The organism is Amycolatopsis speibonae, from assembly GCF_042647925.1.
Lineage (GTDB): Bacteria > Actinomycetota > Actinomycetes > Mycobacteriales > Pseudonocardiaceae > Amycolatopsis > Amycolatopsis speibonae.
In genome coordinates, this window is record NZ_JBHRWK010000022.1 from 1 (window position 1) to 13,999 (window position 13,999).

Consider the following 13,999-nt stretch of genomic DNA (forward strand, 5'->3'; position numbering starts at 1 on the left):
CACCAGCCGATCAGGGTTAGTCCACACAACCGACCATGATCAACTGGTGGCCGCACCTGTCTGCGGGCAGCCCACCAGCGACATCACGAAGTCCGTCTGGAGTATTAGGCGCCCGGGGTGACGCGCAGCAGTTTGTCGTCCTTGCCTTCCGAAGTCGTGACGTAGAGGGCGCCGTCCGGTCCGCTCCGGACGGCCCGCAGCCTGCCGAACTTGTCGTCGAACTCCGGCGGCAACGTCACTTCGGTGACCTTGCCGGTTTCGTCGAGGCGGAACAACAGGAGTTTCTGCCCCTTCAAAGCTGTCACCGCGAGCGATCCTTCGATCGTTCCCCACTGCGATCCGGTGAGGAACTCGGCGCCGCAGATCGCCTCGGTGATCTCGCCGGTCGTCCACAAAGGACTGACCGCGTCCGGGAAGCGCTTCGTGTCGGTCATCGGGACGTCTTCGTCGTAACTCGTCTCGGTGCCGCCCTTCGACGGGTCCCAGCCGTAGTTCGCGCCGGCGCGTTCCATGTTGACTTCGTCGTCGATGGTCGGCCCGTGCTCGGCGGTGAAAACCTGCCCGGTGCCCGGCCGGACCGTGACGCCCTGGACGTTGCGGTGCCCGTAGGTGAACACGCGCTGTTCGTTCGGATTCGCGGACGTAATGAACGGGTTGTCCGGCAAGGGGTTCCCGGTCTTCGCGTCGACACGGAGCACCTTGCCGCCGAGGCTCGTGCGGTCTTGCGGGTGCTGAGGCCGGGCGGTGTCGCCGGTGCCGACGAGCAGCGCGCCGTCCGCGCCGAACGCGGGACGGCAACCCGAGTGCCTGCCGCTGGGGTTCACCGGCAGTCCGGTGAGCAGGTCCTTGACCTTCGTGGCGCTCGCGCCGTCGTCGGAAAGCCGCCAGGTGACCAGCCGGATGTCGACGGCGTTGTCACCCTCTTTGTGGGTCTGGCAGGTGATGAACTCGCGTGACGTCGCGAAGTCCTTGCTGATCACCATCCCCATCAGGCCGCCTTCGCCACGTACGAGGACGTCGGAGAAGTCGGCGGTGACGTCGCGCTTCGTGCCGCCGTCGACCAGGGCCAGTTTCCCGGGGCGCTGGGTGACGAGGATCTTCCCGTCCGGCAGGAAGCCGACGTCCCAGCCGTGTTCGAGCCCGGCCGTCACCTGCTCGACCTTCAGTTTCGTCACGGCGGACTTCGAGGTGACCGGCGGCGCGCTCTGCACCGTTTCGCTCGATGCCCCGGAACAGGCTGTGACCAGTAAGAACAGCGAGGCGAACGCGGCGACGGCGGTAGTGCGCATGGCATCAGCATGCCATCGCGCTCAACCGCCCGCGCGAACCAAACCGCTTTCGTAGGCGAACACGACGGCGTGGACGCGGTCGCGTAGTGACAGTTTCGCGAGGATCCGGCCGACATGGGTCTTCACCGTCGTTTCCCCGATGTAGAGCTTCGCGGCGATTTCGCCGTTTCCCAGACCGCGCGCGATGAGCGTGAGGACGTCCCTTTCGCGTTCGGTCAACTTCTCCAGCCGGGTGCTGGCGGCGACGTCCCGGTCAGCGGCCAGATAGCGGTCGAGCAGGCGTTTCGTGACCGAGGGGGAGACCATCGAATCGCCGCGAAGGACGCCTCGGATCGCGACGAGGATCTCGTCGGCAGGGGCGTCCTTGACCAGGAACCCGCTGGCACCCGCGCGCAACGCGGCGTAGGCGTACTCGTCGAGGTCGAAGGTGGTGATCATGAGAACGCGCGTTTCCGGCAAGGACGCGCAGATCCGCTCTGTCGCCACGACACCGTCGAGGACCGGCATCCGGACATCCATCAGGATCAGATCCGGCCGCAGCTTCAGGGCGGTCTCGACGGCTTCGGCGCCGTTGGCGGCTTCGCCCGCGACGATCAGATCTTCCTGACTCGCGACGATCATGCCCATCCCGACCCGGACCAGTTCCTGGTCGTCGCAGATCAGCACCTTCACCGGCGTCGCCGTCATCCCGGCTCCACCACCAGGTTCGCCGCGACCCGATAGCCGCCGTCGCGAGTGAGCCCGGTTTCGAGTGTGCCGTGGAACATTTCGACGCGCTGGGCCATTCCCGCGAGTCCCCGGCCCGACGACGGCAGCCGCGGCGCGAGCGGGCCGGAGCCGCCGGTGTTCGTCACCGCTATCCGGACGTCGCGGCGGTGGCCGCCCCGGCCGAAATCGATCTCGACGGTTCCACTCGCGTCGCCGGGCGCGTGCTTGATCATGTTCGTGAGGGCTTCCTGGACGATCCGGTACGCCTGGAGCGCGGCACTGGGTGGCAGCCCGTCGGCGTCGCCGGTCAACTCGAGGCCGACGTCGCGACCGCTCGCGCTCACTTGCGCCACCAGGTCGCGAAGCTCCGCGACGGCGGGTTGCGGGCTTCGTGCCGCTTCGCCGGCGTGGAGCACTTCCAGGAGACGGCGCAGTTCGGCGAGGGCGTCGCGACCCGCCTTGCCGATCGTGTCGAGCGTGCGGTCGACGGCGTCAGGATCCTTGTGCCGCATGAGTTTCGCGCCCTCGGCGTTGACCACGATGACGCTCACGTTGTGCGCGAGGACATCGTGCAGTTCCCGGGCGATGCGGGTGCGCTCCTCGGCGACGGCGGCTCGCGCGCGGGCTTCCTGTTCGGATGCCGCGAGTTCGGCTTTCACCGCTTCCTCGTCCGAAAGCCGTTGCCTCGCGCGGAAGAACTCGCCGAGCGCCCAGGCGGCGACATGCAGCGGGATCGTCGCGAAGATCGCCACCTGTGGCCCCTGCTCGGTGGTCGCCCCCCAGGTGAGACCCCACGTGATGTCGAGGGCGAGGACGGCGACGGCGATCAGCGCGGCGAACCGGCGGTTTCCCGCGCGGACCAGTGTGTAGAGCGCGACGGCCATCGCCAGTTCACCGCGGCCTCGGTCGTAGGCCCAGATCTCCACGAGGTTCTGCGTGGTCACTCCAGCGACGATCAGCACCGCGGCGATCTCGGGATGACGCCGCCGCCACAGGAGCGGGACGAGGAAGAGGTACGGCACGAGCAAGATCGCTTTGGGGATCGCTGAGGACCCTGTCGGAGCGAGGATCACGAACCACGCGTACAGGGGCATGTCGGTCGTCCACGGATGGGCGCGGAGCCGGTCGAACAGCCTGGGCACGATCCGAACGTAGCGCCGGCGGGTACGAGAGCGCGTCGTCCTGGAGTACTCCCGGGGTCCTCCCACGGGAGGACGGAACCGGCCGTCGCGGCCGACGCGGGGCCACGGAATCCCTTCCTAACGTCGGGATCATGTCGATCACCAGGGAATTCCTTCGCCATCCGATGTTGACCGGAGCCATCGCGGCCAGTTCACCGCGACTCGCCGAGGTCATGACGACCGGACTCGGACTGGAGACCGCCGGGCTCGTCGTCGAGCTGGGACCGGGCACGGGCGTGTTCACCGACGCCGTCGTCCGCCGATTGCCGCCGGGCGCACGGCTCGTCGCGGTCGAGATCAATCCCCGGCTCGCCAGGGAACTGCGGGCGCGGCATCCGGACGTCGAGATCGTCGAAGGTTCCGCCGAGAACCTGGACGAATATGTCCGCGAAGCGGCCGACGTCGTGGTCTCCGGTCTGCCGTGGACGGTCATGCCCGCCGAACATCAGGAGCGGATCCTCGACCGGGTGGCGGAGATCCTGACCCCGAACGGGCGGTTCACGACGTTCGCCTACGCGCACGCCGCCTGGACACCGCCGGCCCGGCGGTTCGCCGCCGCGCTGCGGGACCGGTTCTCGGTGACCGGGCGGACGCCGCTGGTCTGGCCGAACCTGCCGCCCGCGTTCGCGCACCGCGCGGCACTGCCGGTCAGCGCGTCAGGATCTCGGCCGTTTCGGCGTCGGCGGGAAGGAACGTCTCCAGTTTCAGTTCCGACACCGTGACGTCGGCGGCGGTCGCGAAGGTCGTGATGGCCGTGATCAGCCGCAGTTCGCCCGCCGAAGTGGACAGGCGCATCGGGACGGCGAACCCGAGGTGGTCCGGCCCGGGCGGCCCGGGCTCCGGAACGTAACTTTCGAGTTCGGCCAGCAGCGCGGTGAGCCGCTCGTCGGGGGCGTGCGCGATCTCCTGCGTGAGCCGCTCCAGGATGTGCCGTGCCCAGTCCGCGAGGTTCCGCACCCGCGGCGCCATGCCCTCCGGATGCAGCGCGAGCCGCAAGGTGTTGACCGGTTCCTCCAGCAGTTCCGGTGCCACGTCCTCGAAGAGCAGGTCGAGCGCGTCGTTGCGGGCGACGAGCACGCCGTAGCGGTCAACCACGATGGCCGGGTACGGCCGGTGCCCGTCGAGCAGGCGCCGCATGCCGTCGAGGACCGGCCGCAGCCTGGGATCGTCCAGGGACGTTTCGGGAAAACCGGGCGCGAATCCGGCCGCGAGCAGGAGGCCGTTGCGTTCCCGAAGCGGCAATTCGAGCGATTCGGCGACGCGCAGCACCAGGCCGCGGCCGGGGATCGACCGGCCGCCTTCCAGGAAACTCACGTGCCGTTGGGTGGTTCCGGCCCGGATCGCCAGTTCCAGCTGGGACAGCCGCCGCCGCTCGCGCCAGCCCTTGAGCGCGGGGCCGAATCCGGAAACCATGGTCTTCATCTTGGCCGAGTCGCGCGCGGCGCCGCTATTCCTTCGAGGGAATTGAGACGATTCCCCGCCGCGGAGATGCTTCCGGCATGAAATTCGGTCTGGTCGTTCCCACTTATCGGTCCATCCTCGACGCCGGGCGCACCGCGCCGGAAATGGTCGCCGTCGCGGTCGAAGCCGAAGGCCTCGGCCTCGATTCGGTCTGGGTCGGCGACACCCTCGCGAAGGCGCCCGTCGATCCGTTGACGTTGCTCGGCGCGTTCGCCGCCAGAACCGAGCGGGTCACCCTCGGCACCGCCGCGCTGCTCCCGGCCTTGCGGGATCCGCTCCTTTCCGCGAACGCGATCCTCTCGCTCGACCTGCTCAGCCAGGGCCGGATCACGCTCGGCGTCGGCGCGGGGTTCGCGGGCCGAAGCGAACCCGAATTCGCCTTCACCGGCGTCCCCTGGGAGCGCCGCCGCGCCCGGCTCGACGACATCGTCGCGCTGTGGCGGCACGTCTGGAGCGGGAAGAGCGGCCCGTTCCACGGCGAAGTGCTGCACTACGACACCCTTCCGGAGTACCCGGAGCCGCACCGTCCCGGTGGCCCGCCGGTGTGGCTGGCCGCCTTCACCCCCGGGGCGTTGAAGCGAGTGGGCCGGTCATACGACGGCTGGCTGCCGTATCCGCCCGACGTCGCGGACTATGCCGAGGGCCTCGCGAAGATCCGCGAAGCAGCCGTACGCCCCGTGACACCCGCGCTGTTCGCGACAGTGCTCATCGAAGACGACCCGGTCCGGGCACGCGAGCGGCTGGAGGACTACGCGCAGCGCAACTACGGCGTTCCGCTGGACTTCGTCGAGAAGATCCAGGTGCAGATCGCGGGTAGCCGGGATCAGGTCGCGGAGCGGCTTCGCGAATACGGGGAAGCGGGTGCCGAACACGTGCTGATCCGGATCGCGACGCAGGAACCGGCCGAGTTCGACGAGCAGCTCCCGAAGGTGGTCGACGCCCTGTCCAGGTAATCGCGCGGCGGACTGTCGGTGCCCCCACGTAGGCTGGGACGGTGACAAACGCTCCATTGTCCGGACTCCTTCATTCCATCCTTCCCGATCCGGCCCTTCGCGGGGTCGTCGAGCGGGCCGGTGCCCCGGTGCTCGAGCTCCAGGGCGCGATCGCCACCCGCCAGCTGGTCGCGGGCGCCCTCGCCGCGGACGAGGGCGCCGGCCGCCCCGTGCTCGCGGTGACCGCTACCGGCCGCGAGGCCGACGAGCTGACAGCCTCGCTGAAGTCGTTCCTCGGCGAAGGCGCCGTCGTCGACTTCCCGTCCTGGGAGACGCTGCCGCACGAGCGGCTGTCCCCGCGGGCGGACACCGTCGGACGGCGGCTGGAGGTGCTGCACCGGCTCAAGACGGGCGAGGACGGCCTGCGCGTCGTCGTCGCGACAGTCCGCAGCCTCATCCAGCCGATGGCTCCCGGGCTCGGTTCGCTCGCGCCGATCGACCTGGTCGTCGGCGAGGAGCAGAGCTTCGAAGGGCTGCTGGAGCGACTGGTCGAGCTCGCCTACACGCGGGTGGACATGGTCGAGAAGCGCGGTGAGTTCGCCGTGCGCGGCGGCATCCTCGACCTGTTCGGGCCGACGGCGCAGCATCCGGTGCGGGTCGAGTTCTGGGGCGACGAGGTCAGCGAGATCCGCGCGTTCGCGGTATCCGACCAGCGGTCGCTGCCGGGCGAGATCCAGCACGTCAGCGCGCCGCCGTGCCGCGAGCTGCTGCTCACCGAGCCTGTCCGGGCGAAGGCCGCCGAGCTGGCGACGACGTACGAGGCGGACGCCCAGCTCACCGAGATGCTCACCAAGCTGTCCGGCGGGATCCCCGTCGAGGGCATGGAGGCGCTCATCCCCGTGCTGTGCGAGGGCGAGCTGGACCTGTTGACCGACGCGATGCCCCAGGGCACGCACGTCCTGCTGGCCGATCCGGAGAAGATCCGCGCCCGCGCGGCCGACCTGGTCCGCACCGGGCAGGAGTTCCTCGAGGCGTCCTGGACCACGGCCGCCGCGGGCGGTCAGGCGCCGATCGATCTCGGTGCGTCCGCGTACCGAGGCCTCGCGGAGGTCGCGAAGCACGCTCAGGAGACGAAGCGTCCCTGGTGGACGCTGACGCAGCTGGCCAGTGACGACCCTGACGTCTACCGCGTCTCGATCGAGGCCGCGCCGAACTACCGCGGCGAGGTCGAGCGCGCGACTGCCGACCTACGCGCGCACACGGCCGCGGGGGGAACGGCCGTACTCGTCGTCGCCGGGCACGGCACCGCGACCCGTGCCGTCGAGCAGCTGTCGTCGGGAGACGTGCCCGCGTCGCTCGCCGAAGGACTCACCGGACCGGCGTCGCCCGGTGTGGTGACGGTGACGTGTGGCGGCCTTTCGGACGGTTTCGTCTCGCCGGAGCGCGCCCTCGTGGTGCTGTCCGAGTCGGATCTGACCGGCCGGGGTTCCGGCGCCGGAACGTCCACTAAGGACTTCAGTACCAAGATGCCTTCGCGGCGCCGCAACGCCGTGGATCCGCTCGCCCTCAAGGCGGGCGACTACGTCGTGCACGACCAGCACGGCATCGGGCGGTTCGTCGAGATGGTGCAGCGCACCGTCGCCGGCGCGACCCGCGAGTACCTGCTGCTGGAGTACGCCTCCTCCAAACGCGGGCACCCGGGCGACAGGCTGTTCGTCCCGACCGACCAGCTCGACGAGGTCTCCCGCTACGTCGGCGGCGAGCTGCCGACGCTGAACAGGCTCGGCGGGTCCGACTGGAAGAACACGAAGGCCAAGGCGAAGAAGGCGGTCAAGGAGATCGCCGCCGAGCTGGTGCAGCTCTACGCCGCGCGGCAGGCCGCGCCGGGGCATCCGTTCGGGCAGGACACCCCGTGGCAAGGCGAACTCGAGGACGCCTTCCCGTTCACCGAGACCAACGACCAGCTCGCCGCGATCGACGAGGTCAAGGCGGACATGGAACGCGGCGTCCCGATGGACCGCGTCATCTGCGGCGACGTCGGCTACGGCAAGACCGAGATCGCGGTGCGCGCGGCGTTCAAGGCGGTGCAGGACGGCAAGCAGGTCGCGGTGCTGGTGCCGACGACGCTGCTGGCGCAGCAGCACCTCAACACCTTCACCGAACGCATGAGTTCGTTCCCGGTGAAGATCAAGGGCCTCTCGCGGTTCACGAACAAGAACGAGTCCGACGCGATCCTGGAGCAGCTGGCCGCCGGCGAGGTCGACATCGTGATCGGCACGCATCGCCTGCTGCAGACCGGGATCCGGTACAAGGATCTCGGCCTGGTGATCGTCGACGAGGAACAGCGGTTCGGCGTCGAGCACAAGGAGCACATCAAGGCGCTGCGGACACACGTCGACGTCCTGACGATGTCGGCGACCCCGATTCCCCGGACGCTGGAGATGTCGCTCGCCGGGATCCGGGAGATGTCCACGATCCTGACCCCGCCCGAGGACAGGCACCCGATCCTGACCTACGTCGGCGCGTACGACGACAAGCAGGTCGGCGCCGCGATCCGGCGCGAACTGCTGCGTGACGGCCAGGTCTTCTATGTGCACAACAGGGTTTCTTCGATCGAGAAGGCCGCGAAGCGCATTCGCGAGATGGTGCCGGAGGCGCGCGTCGTCACCGCGCACGGGCAGATGAACGAGGAAAAACTCGAGAAGATCATCCAGGGTTTCTGGGAGAACGAGTACGACGTGCTCGTCTGCACCACGATCGTCGAGACCGGGCTGGACATCTCGAACGCCAACACGCTGCTGGTGGAGCGAGGTGACCTGCTGGGACTCGCGCAGCTGCACCAGTTGCGCGGCCGGGTCGGGCGCGGTCGTGAGCGCGGGTACGCGTACTTCCTGTACCCGCCGGAGGCTCCGCTCACCGAGACCGCGCACGACCGGCTGGCGACCATCGCACAGAACACCGAACTGGGCGCGGGTATGGCCGTCGCGATGAAGGACCTGGAGATCCGCGGCGCGGGCAACATCCTCGGCGCGGAGCAGTCCGGGCACATCGCCGGTGTCGGGTTCGATCTGTACGTGCGGCTCGTCGGCGAAGCGGTCGACGCGTTCCGGCGGCACGCGGGCGCGGACACAGCGGAGGACGAAGAACTCGCCGATGTCCGGGTCGACCTCCCGGTGGACGCGCACATCCCGCACGACTACGTCCCGGGCGAGCGGCTGCGGCTGGAGGCGTACCGCAAGATCGCGGCCGCGCCCGACCAGGCCGGGCTCGAAGCCGTGCAAGAGGAACTGGTCGACCGCTACGGCCAGCCGCCCGCCGCGGTGCGACGGCTGCTCGCGGTCGCCGCTTTCCGGCACACCTGCCGCGCGGCGGGCGTCACCGAGGTCGCCGTCCAGGGCACGTCGATCCGGTTCGCGCCGCTGCCGCTGGCGGATTCGCAGATGGTGCGGCTGAAGCGCTTGTACCCCAAGGCTCTCTACAAGGCGGTGACGAACACGGTTTCCGTGCCGAAGCCGACAGAGGGTCCGGCGGGCGGCCGCATCGGCGCTCCGGCGTTGCGGGACGAGGAACTTCTCGACTGGTGCGCGAAGCTGCTGACGAATCTGATGAAGTCGCCGGCACCCGTCGCGTGAGCGAAGCCGAATCGCGATTCACGACCTGGTTCTCTCGCCGGGGCCGGTATGAGAGGGTAGGCGCTGTGATGCGGATCATGGGGCGCCGTCGTGCGCTGGTCGGGGTTCTTGCCGGTTCTCTTCTCCTCGCCGGCTGCAACGCCGGACCCGGGCAGGTCGGCGCGGCGGTGATCGTCGACGGCAAGACCGTTTCGGTGGATCGCGTGCAGCAGCTGATCGACAAGGCAGTCCGCGAGCATCCGTACGGGCAGCAGCTCGCCTCGGAGCACAAGCTCGATCTCGTCGGCCGTGAGATCGTGCGCCAGGAGGTCCTCCACGACCTCACCGAGCGCGCCGCTCGGCGGGAAGGCGTCCAGGTCGACGAGTCGCTCGTCGTGAACGCGTTGCAGAACGATCCGCTGGCGAAGCCGATGGAGGCCAACCCGCAGAACGACCCCGCGATCAGCGTCCAGCAGCTCGTGGCGCGTGTGCGGGACCACCGCGAATCCCTGGTCGACGCGGCGGTGCAGACCCAGCTCGCGATGAAGTACCTGGACAAGCTCACCGTCACGTTCGACTTCAGCTCGATCTCCTCGACCGACGCCACCGGCTCCGACGCGGACAAGCTGCGCGAGCAGGCGATCGAGAAGGCCAAGCGGTTCGCCGCCTCGCCGACCGCGGCCGCCGAAGTGATCGAGCAGGACAAGACCGCGCCCGGCACGAAGGTGGATGTCGGGTTGAAGCTGCCGGCGATCCAGTCGCCGGGGATCGCGAGCACCGTCCTGTTCGGCATCCAGCCCAACACCGTCACCGCGTTCCAGCCGTCGCCGGAGCAGCCGGTGTGGGTCATCGCCGTGGTGCGTGAACGAGCCGCCGACAAGCCCGTCGCGACGGATCAGGCCACGCAGCCCAGCGCGCAGCAGCTGGCCGGCGTGGGTATCCGGCTCCTGCAGCCGTACCTCGACCAGGTCGACCTCAAGGTCAACCCGCGCTACGGCGTGTGGGACGTTGTGGGCATGGACCTCGCGCCCAACGAATCTTCGAAGAAGGGCATCGTGCTGCCAGTGCACGGTGCCGCCCCGCAAAACCCGTGACCGCTGCCGTCGTTGTGATCGCCCGCGGGGCGGCACTGCCCGCCGCGGCACTCTCGATCTTGCGAAGCAGTCCTTCCGTGTACGCGGCTTCCGATGTCGATCCCGACGTTTTCGGGATTCCCCCGCTCGGTGACGCACAGGTCCGCGACCTCGTGCTCATCGCCGGTTCGCGAGGGGAACCGAGGGCCGCGGCCCTGATCAGGGCGGGCGCGCGGGTGATCGAAACGCCGGTTCCGCCGCTCGTCGAAGCCGTCGAGGTGATGGATCGGCTTCGTTCGCCGGGCGGGTGCCCGTGGGACGCCGTCCAGACGCACGAGTCGCTGCGCCAGTACCTGGTCGAGGAGACCTACGAACTGCTCGACGCGATCGAGGAGGGCGACAGGGCCGCCTTGCGCGAGGAACTCGGCGATGTCCTGCTCCAGGTGCTGTTCCACGCGCGCGTCGCCGCCGAGGACGCGGGCGACCCGTTCGGGATCGACGAGGTCGCGTCCGATCTGGTCGGGAAACTCGTCGGGCGTCATCCGCACGTGTTCGCCGACGCTCCGCGGGTCGAGACCGTCGGTGACCAGAACCTCAAGTGGGAAGAACTGAAACAGGCCGAAAAGAGCCGCCAGTCCCTTGTGGATGGCGTCGCGCTCGGCCAGCCCGCCGTCGCGCTGGCCGGGAAGCTCGGCCAGCGCAGCGGCCGCGCCGGGATCCCGCTCGACCTGTTCCCCGCCGGTTCCGAAGCGGCGGCCCAGTTGTTCCGGGTGGCCGCGACCGCCCGCCGGGCAGGCGTCGATCCCGAGGGCGAGCTCCGTGCGGTGGCGAAGCGGTTCGCGCAGGACATCCGCGATGCCGAACAGGCCACCCGCGACGCCGGTCTCGAACCGACGACGCTGGAGGCCGACGGCTGGCGCAAGTTCTGGCCGAACTAGATCGTCAGCACGAGCTTGCCCTGGACGCGTCCGGACTCGCTCAGTTCGTGCGCCTTCGCCGCTTGTTCGAGCGGGAGGACTTCGGCGATCGAGACCCGGAGTGAACCGGCATCGGCCAAAGTGGCGATTTCCGCCAGATCCGTTCCGGACGGGGAGACGTAGAACTCTTCGAAACGGAATCCGAGTTCTTCGGCCTTCCGCCGGACCTCCGTCCGGTCCGGACCGTGCCCGACGATGTCGATCAGCGAACCTCCCGGTTTCAGCGTGTCCAGGGAGCGAGGACCGTAGTCGCCGGAGATCGGGTCGAGCACGACGTCGATGACCTGCGATTTCGAAAAATCGCCGGTCGTGTAGTCGATCAACTCGTCGGCGCCGAGATCGCGCAGAAACGCGTGTTTCGCCGCCCGTGCGGTCCCGATGACGTACGCGCCCCGGGCCTTCGCGATCTGGACGGCGAGATGGCCGACCCCGCCCGCCGCGGCGTGGACGAGCACCCGGTGACCCGGTCCGACCGGGAAGACCCGCGTGAACGGCTGCCACGCGGTCAGCGCCGCGATCGGGAGCGCGGCCGCCTCGACATGATCGAAACTTTCCGGTTTCAGCGAGAGAGCGTCTTCGCTGACCGTGACGTACTCGGCGTACGAGCCGTTCGGCGGGAACGTGACGCCGTAGACCTCGTCCCCGGGCCGGAACCGCGTCCCGGCCGAGTCGACCACTCCGGAGAAATCGAGTCCGACGGTCAGCGGCAGATCGCCGGTGACCAGCCCGTTCCGGATCTTCCAATCCGCCGGATTCACCCCGGCGGCGTGGACGCGCACCAGGACCTGGCCCTCTCCCGGAACGGGCTTTTCCGCTTCGGCGAGGTGAAGAACTTCGGGCCCGCCGAAGGAGACTTGCTGGATCTTTCGCATGGAAATGAGCATCTCGGTGTCAGGTACCCGTTGTGAAGTAGGCACTGCACTGGTATCTAGGTACCTCATGGGTACCTTCGATGAGCGGCGGATATTCGAGGAATGGGTGGCCGTGCACGGCCGTGACTGCCCGTCCAGGACGGTCATCGAAGTGCTCGCGAACAAATGGGCGCTCTACGTCCTCGGCGCGATCCGGCGTTATGAGCGGCCGATGCGGTTCAGCGAACTTCGCCGTTTGCTCGACGGGATCACGCAGAAGATGCTGACTCAGACGCTTCGCTCCCTGGAACGGGACGGGCTGATCCGGCGGGACGTCTATCCCACCGTCCCGCCGCGGGTCGAGTACGGGCTCACTCCGCTCGGTGTCGACGTCGGAAGGCTGACGAACGCCGTCGCCGAATGGGCCGTCGAAAACGTCGACCAGATCTTCGCCGCCCGCTCCGCTTTCGACGAGAAAGCGGCAGTGCCCGCGCAGCCGCTGTGATGCGGAACACAATCGAGTGAGAACCGATCACGTGATCCCGGCGTCTTGCCGGTTGTGAAGGGAACAGAACCGGACGAAGAGCAGCTCGTCCGCCGCACGGCCAAAGGTGACCGCGCGGCGTTCGAGGAGCTCTACCGCCGCACGTCGCCGTGGCTGGCCGTGCGCCTGCGCCGTCGCTGCGCCGACGAGCAGATCGTCGCCGAGGTGATGCAGGAGACGTACCTCGCGGTGTGGCGCGCGGCGGGCGCGTTCGCCGGTTCGGCCGTCGGCGGGAGCGCCGTCGGCTGGCTGTGGACGATCGCCGCGCGGCGGTTGGTCGACGCTTTCCGACGCCGAGCCCGGTATGCGCAGCCGATGCCGGTCGCGGAAACGGCCGTCGCGCCCGCCGCCGAGGACGAGGCGCTGGCCGGTGCGGTCGGCGACCACGTCGGCGACGCGCTGCGAAGGCTCGCTCCTGAACTACGCCAGGTCCTGCAGGCCATGGTGCTCGACGGGCTGACCGTCCGTGAGACCGCGGTCCTGCTCGGCCTGCCTGAAGGAACCGTCAAAACCCGCGCAAGGCGGGCTCGGATCGCGATGCGGGAGGCGCTGTCGTGAAGAAGGAACACGTGTCCGGACAGCTTCTCGCCGGTTACGTCCACGGGGACGGCGGCTTGGCGGGCGACGAGATCTGGGCTGTCGAAGCCCACCTCGAAGCGTGCGCGGAATGCCGGGGGAGGCTGTCCGAAATCAGTTCGCCGACGGTGTCGGCGCTGGTGGGCGACGTCTGGGCCGGGCTGGGCCCGAAACTGGCCGAAGCGGGGCCGGGGCGATCACGAAGCCGGTGGGCCGGGCGGCTGCACACCTGGGTGACGCCGGTGATGCTGCCGTGGCTGGTGATGATCATCCTGATCCCGGCGATCGGCTTCCTGCTGGACGGGGCCGGTTTCATCTGGAGCGGGCATTACTCGTTCGTCCAGCTCTTCTCGCCCTTGCTGCCGGTGCTCGGGGTCGCGGTGTCCTGGTCCAAGGGTCTTGATCCAGCCTACGAACTCGTCACTTCCGCGCCGAGGGGCGGGTTCTACCTGGTGCTGCGCCGGACGACGGCGGTCCTCGCCGTCATCCTGCCGGTACAGGCCCTCGCCGGCTGGGTCGCCGGCGGCGGATTCGGGCTCGGGCTCCTGCCGAGCCTGGCGTTCACCACCGGGACGCTCGCGCTCGGCGGGGTGATCGGGGTGACGCGGGCGGCGTATGTCCTGGCCGGGATCTGGCTGGCGGTGATCCTCTTGCCCGTGGTGGCTTCGCAAGGGCGTGCCACCGCGCTCGATCCCGGGCTGCTTCCGGTGTGGGGCGTGATCTTCGCGCTGACCGCGGTCGTGGTGGTGCTCCGTCGGGGTGCCTTCGGCCTGCTCAGCGGAACCGAACGATGAAC

Annotated in this window: 13 protein-coding genes; 8 read left to right on the plus strand and 5 right to left on the minus strand. The window is 69.0% G+C overall.

Features of this window, described 5'->3' with window-relative positions; all coding sequences use genetic code 11:
* Positions 1 to 104 precede the first annotated feature (104 nt).
* The 3 genes from ACFOSH_RS15935 to ACFOSH_RS15945 are packed head-to-tail and all read right to left on the minus strand — an operon-like array spanning position 105 to position 3,139.
* Positions 105 to 1,289, minus strand: a complete 1,185-nt coding sequence (locus ACFOSH_RS15935; protein ID WP_378239668.1) for a PQQ-dependent sugar dehydrogenase — start codon at positions 1,287 to 1,289, stop codon at positions 105 to 107.
* Positions 1,290 to 1,310: 21 nt separating this feature from the next.
* Positions 1,311 to 1,976, minus strand: coding sequence for a response regulator (locus ACFOSH_RS15940; protein ID WP_378239669.1), 666 nt, complete (start codon positions 1,974 to 1,976; stop codon positions 1,311 to 1,313).
* Positions 1,973 to 3,139 (minus strand): sensor histidine kinase, encoded by a 1,167-nt coding sequence (locus ACFOSH_RS15945; protein WP_378239670.1) that lies wholly within the window; start codon positions 3,137 to 3,139, stop codon positions 1,973 to 1,975. The genes ACFOSH_RS15940 and ACFOSH_RS15945 overlap by 4 nt, the downstream gene beginning before the upstream one ends.
* Before the next feature lie 131 nt (positions 3,140 to 3,270).
* On the opposite strand from ACFOSH_RS15945, the gene ACFOSH_RS15950 reads away from it, so the two are divergent.
* Positions 3,271 to 3,900 carry a class I SAM-dependent methyltransferase gene (locus ACFOSH_RS15950; protein ID WP_378239671.1) on the plus strand — a complete coding sequence of 210 codons (630 nt, stop codon included), beginning with the start codon at positions 3,271 to 3,273 and terminating at the stop codon, positions 3,898 to 3,900.
* Here ACFOSH_RS15950 and ACFOSH_RS15955 read toward each other — a convergent pair.
* Entirely contained in the window at positions 3,827 to 4,591 is a 765-nt protein-coding gene (locus ACFOSH_RS15955; protein WP_378239672.1) for an MmyB family transcriptional regulator, read from the minus strand. The two genes, ACFOSH_RS15950 and ACFOSH_RS15955, sit on opposite strands and share 74 nt — an antisense overlap.
* An 86-nt stretch (positions 4,592 to 4,677) precedes the next feature.
* Here ACFOSH_RS15955 and ACFOSH_RS15960 point away from each other — a divergent pair, with 86 nt between their 5' ends.
* The 4 genes from ACFOSH_RS15960 (at position 4,678) to ACFOSH_RS15975 (ending at position 11,193) form a co-directional block, all read left to right on the plus strand.
* A complete protein-coding gene (locus ACFOSH_RS15960) occupies positions 4,678 to 5,592 on the plus strand; it encodes an LLM class flavin-dependent oxidoreductase (protein ID WP_378239673.1) in 915 nt (304 codons plus the stop codon).
* A 56-nt stretch (positions 5,593 to 5,648) separates the two neighbouring features.
* Positions 5,649 to 9,203, plus strand: a complete 3,555-nt coding sequence (mfd, locus tag ACFOSH_RS15965) for a transcription-repair coupling factor (RefSeq protein WP_378239961.1) — start codon at positions 5,649 to 5,651, stop codon at positions 9,201 to 9,203.
* Between the two features lie 68 nt (positions 9,204 to 9,271).
* Positions 9,272 to 10,276 carry a hypothetical protein gene (locus ACFOSH_RS15970; RefSeq protein ID WP_378239674.1) on the plus strand — a complete coding sequence of 335 codons (1,005 nt, stop codon included), beginning with the start codon at positions 9,272 to 9,274 and terminating at the stop codon, positions 10,274 to 10,276.
* Positions 10,273 to 11,193 carry a MazG family protein gene (locus ACFOSH_RS15975; protein WP_378239675.1) on the plus strand — a complete coding sequence of 307 codons (921 nt, stop codon included), beginning with the start codon at positions 10,273 to 10,275 and terminating at the stop codon, positions 11,191 to 11,193. Before ACFOSH_RS15970 ends, ACFOSH_RS15975 begins: the two co-directional genes overlap by 4 nt.
* Here the strand turns inward: ACFOSH_RS15975 and ACFOSH_RS15980 are convergent.
* Positions 11,190 to 12,104: an NADP-dependent oxidoreductase gene (locus tag ACFOSH_RS15980; RefSeq protein WP_378239677.1), complete on the minus strand. Its 915-nt coding sequence runs from the start codon at positions 12,102 to 12,104 to the stop codon at positions 11,190 to 11,192. The two genes, ACFOSH_RS15975 and ACFOSH_RS15980, sit on opposite strands and share 4 nt — an antisense overlap.
* Before the next feature lie 67 nt (positions 12,105 to 12,171).
* Between ACFOSH_RS15980 and ACFOSH_RS15985 the strand changes: the two genes are divergently transcribed.
* Genes ACFOSH_RS15985 through ACFOSH_RS15995 form a run of 3 tightly spaced genes read left to right on the plus strand, consistent with a single transcriptional unit; the run spans position 12,172 to position 13,997 of the window.
* On the plus strand, positions 12,172 to 12,588 hold the full coding sequence (locus ACFOSH_RS15985) for a winged helix-turn-helix transcriptional regulator (protein ID WP_378239678.1): 417 nt from the start codon (positions 12,172 to 12,174) through the stop codon (positions 12,586 to 12,588).
* Between the two features lie 54 nt (positions 12,589 to 12,642).
* Positions 12,643 to 13,185: an RNA polymerase sigma factor gene (locus ACFOSH_RS15990; protein ID WP_378239680.1), complete on the plus strand. Its 543-nt coding sequence runs from the start codon at positions 12,643 to 12,645 to the stop codon at positions 13,183 to 13,185.
* Complete coding sequence (locus ACFOSH_RS15995) at positions 13,182 to 13,997, plus strand: zf-HC2 domain-containing protein (protein WP_378239681.1); 816 nt, start codon at positions 13,182 to 13,184, stop codon at positions 13,995 to 13,997. The genes ACFOSH_RS15990 and ACFOSH_RS15995 overlap by 4 nt, the downstream gene beginning before the upstream one ends.
* Positions 13,998 to 13,999: the final 2 nt, after the last annotated feature.

What these genes read in the sequence shown, in the direction of transcription:
- ACFOSH_RS15935 (WP_378239668.1), bottom strand. Translation starts at nt 1,289, where the DNA reads ATGCGCACTACCGCCGTCGCCGCGTTCGCCTCGCTGTTCTTACTGGTC.
- ACFOSH_RS15955 (WP_378239672.1), bottom strand. Translation starts at nt 4,591, where the DNA reads ATGGTTTCCGGATTCGGCCCCGCGCTCAAGGGCTGGCGCGAGCGGCGG.
- ACFOSH_RS15985 (WP_378239678.1), top strand. Translation starts at nt 12,172, where the DNA reads ATGGGTACCTTCGATGAGCGGCGGATATTCGAGGAATGGGTGGCCGTG.
- ACFOSH_RS15980 (WP_378239677.1), bottom strand. Translation starts at nt 12,104, where the DNA reads ATGCGAAAGATCCAGCAAGTCTCCTTCGGCGGGCCCGAAGTTCTTCAC.
- ACFOSH_RS15970 (WP_378239674.1), top strand. Translation starts at nt 9,272, where the DNA reads ATGCGGATCATGGGGCGCCGTCGTGCGCTGGTCGGGGTTCTTGCCGGT.
- ACFOSH_RS15950 (WP_378239671.1), top strand. Translation starts at nt 3,271, where the DNA reads ATGTCGATCACCAGGGAATTCCTTCGCCATCCGATGTTGACCGGAGCC.
- ACFOSH_RS15960 (WP_378239673.1), top strand. Translation starts at nt 4,678, where the DNA reads ATGAAATTCGGTCTGGTCGTTCCCACTTATCGGTCCATCCTCGACGCC.
- ACFOSH_RS15940 (WP_378239669.1), bottom strand. Translation starts at nt 1,976, where the DNA reads ATGACGGCGACGCCGGTGAAGGTGCTGATCTGCGACGACCAGGAACTG.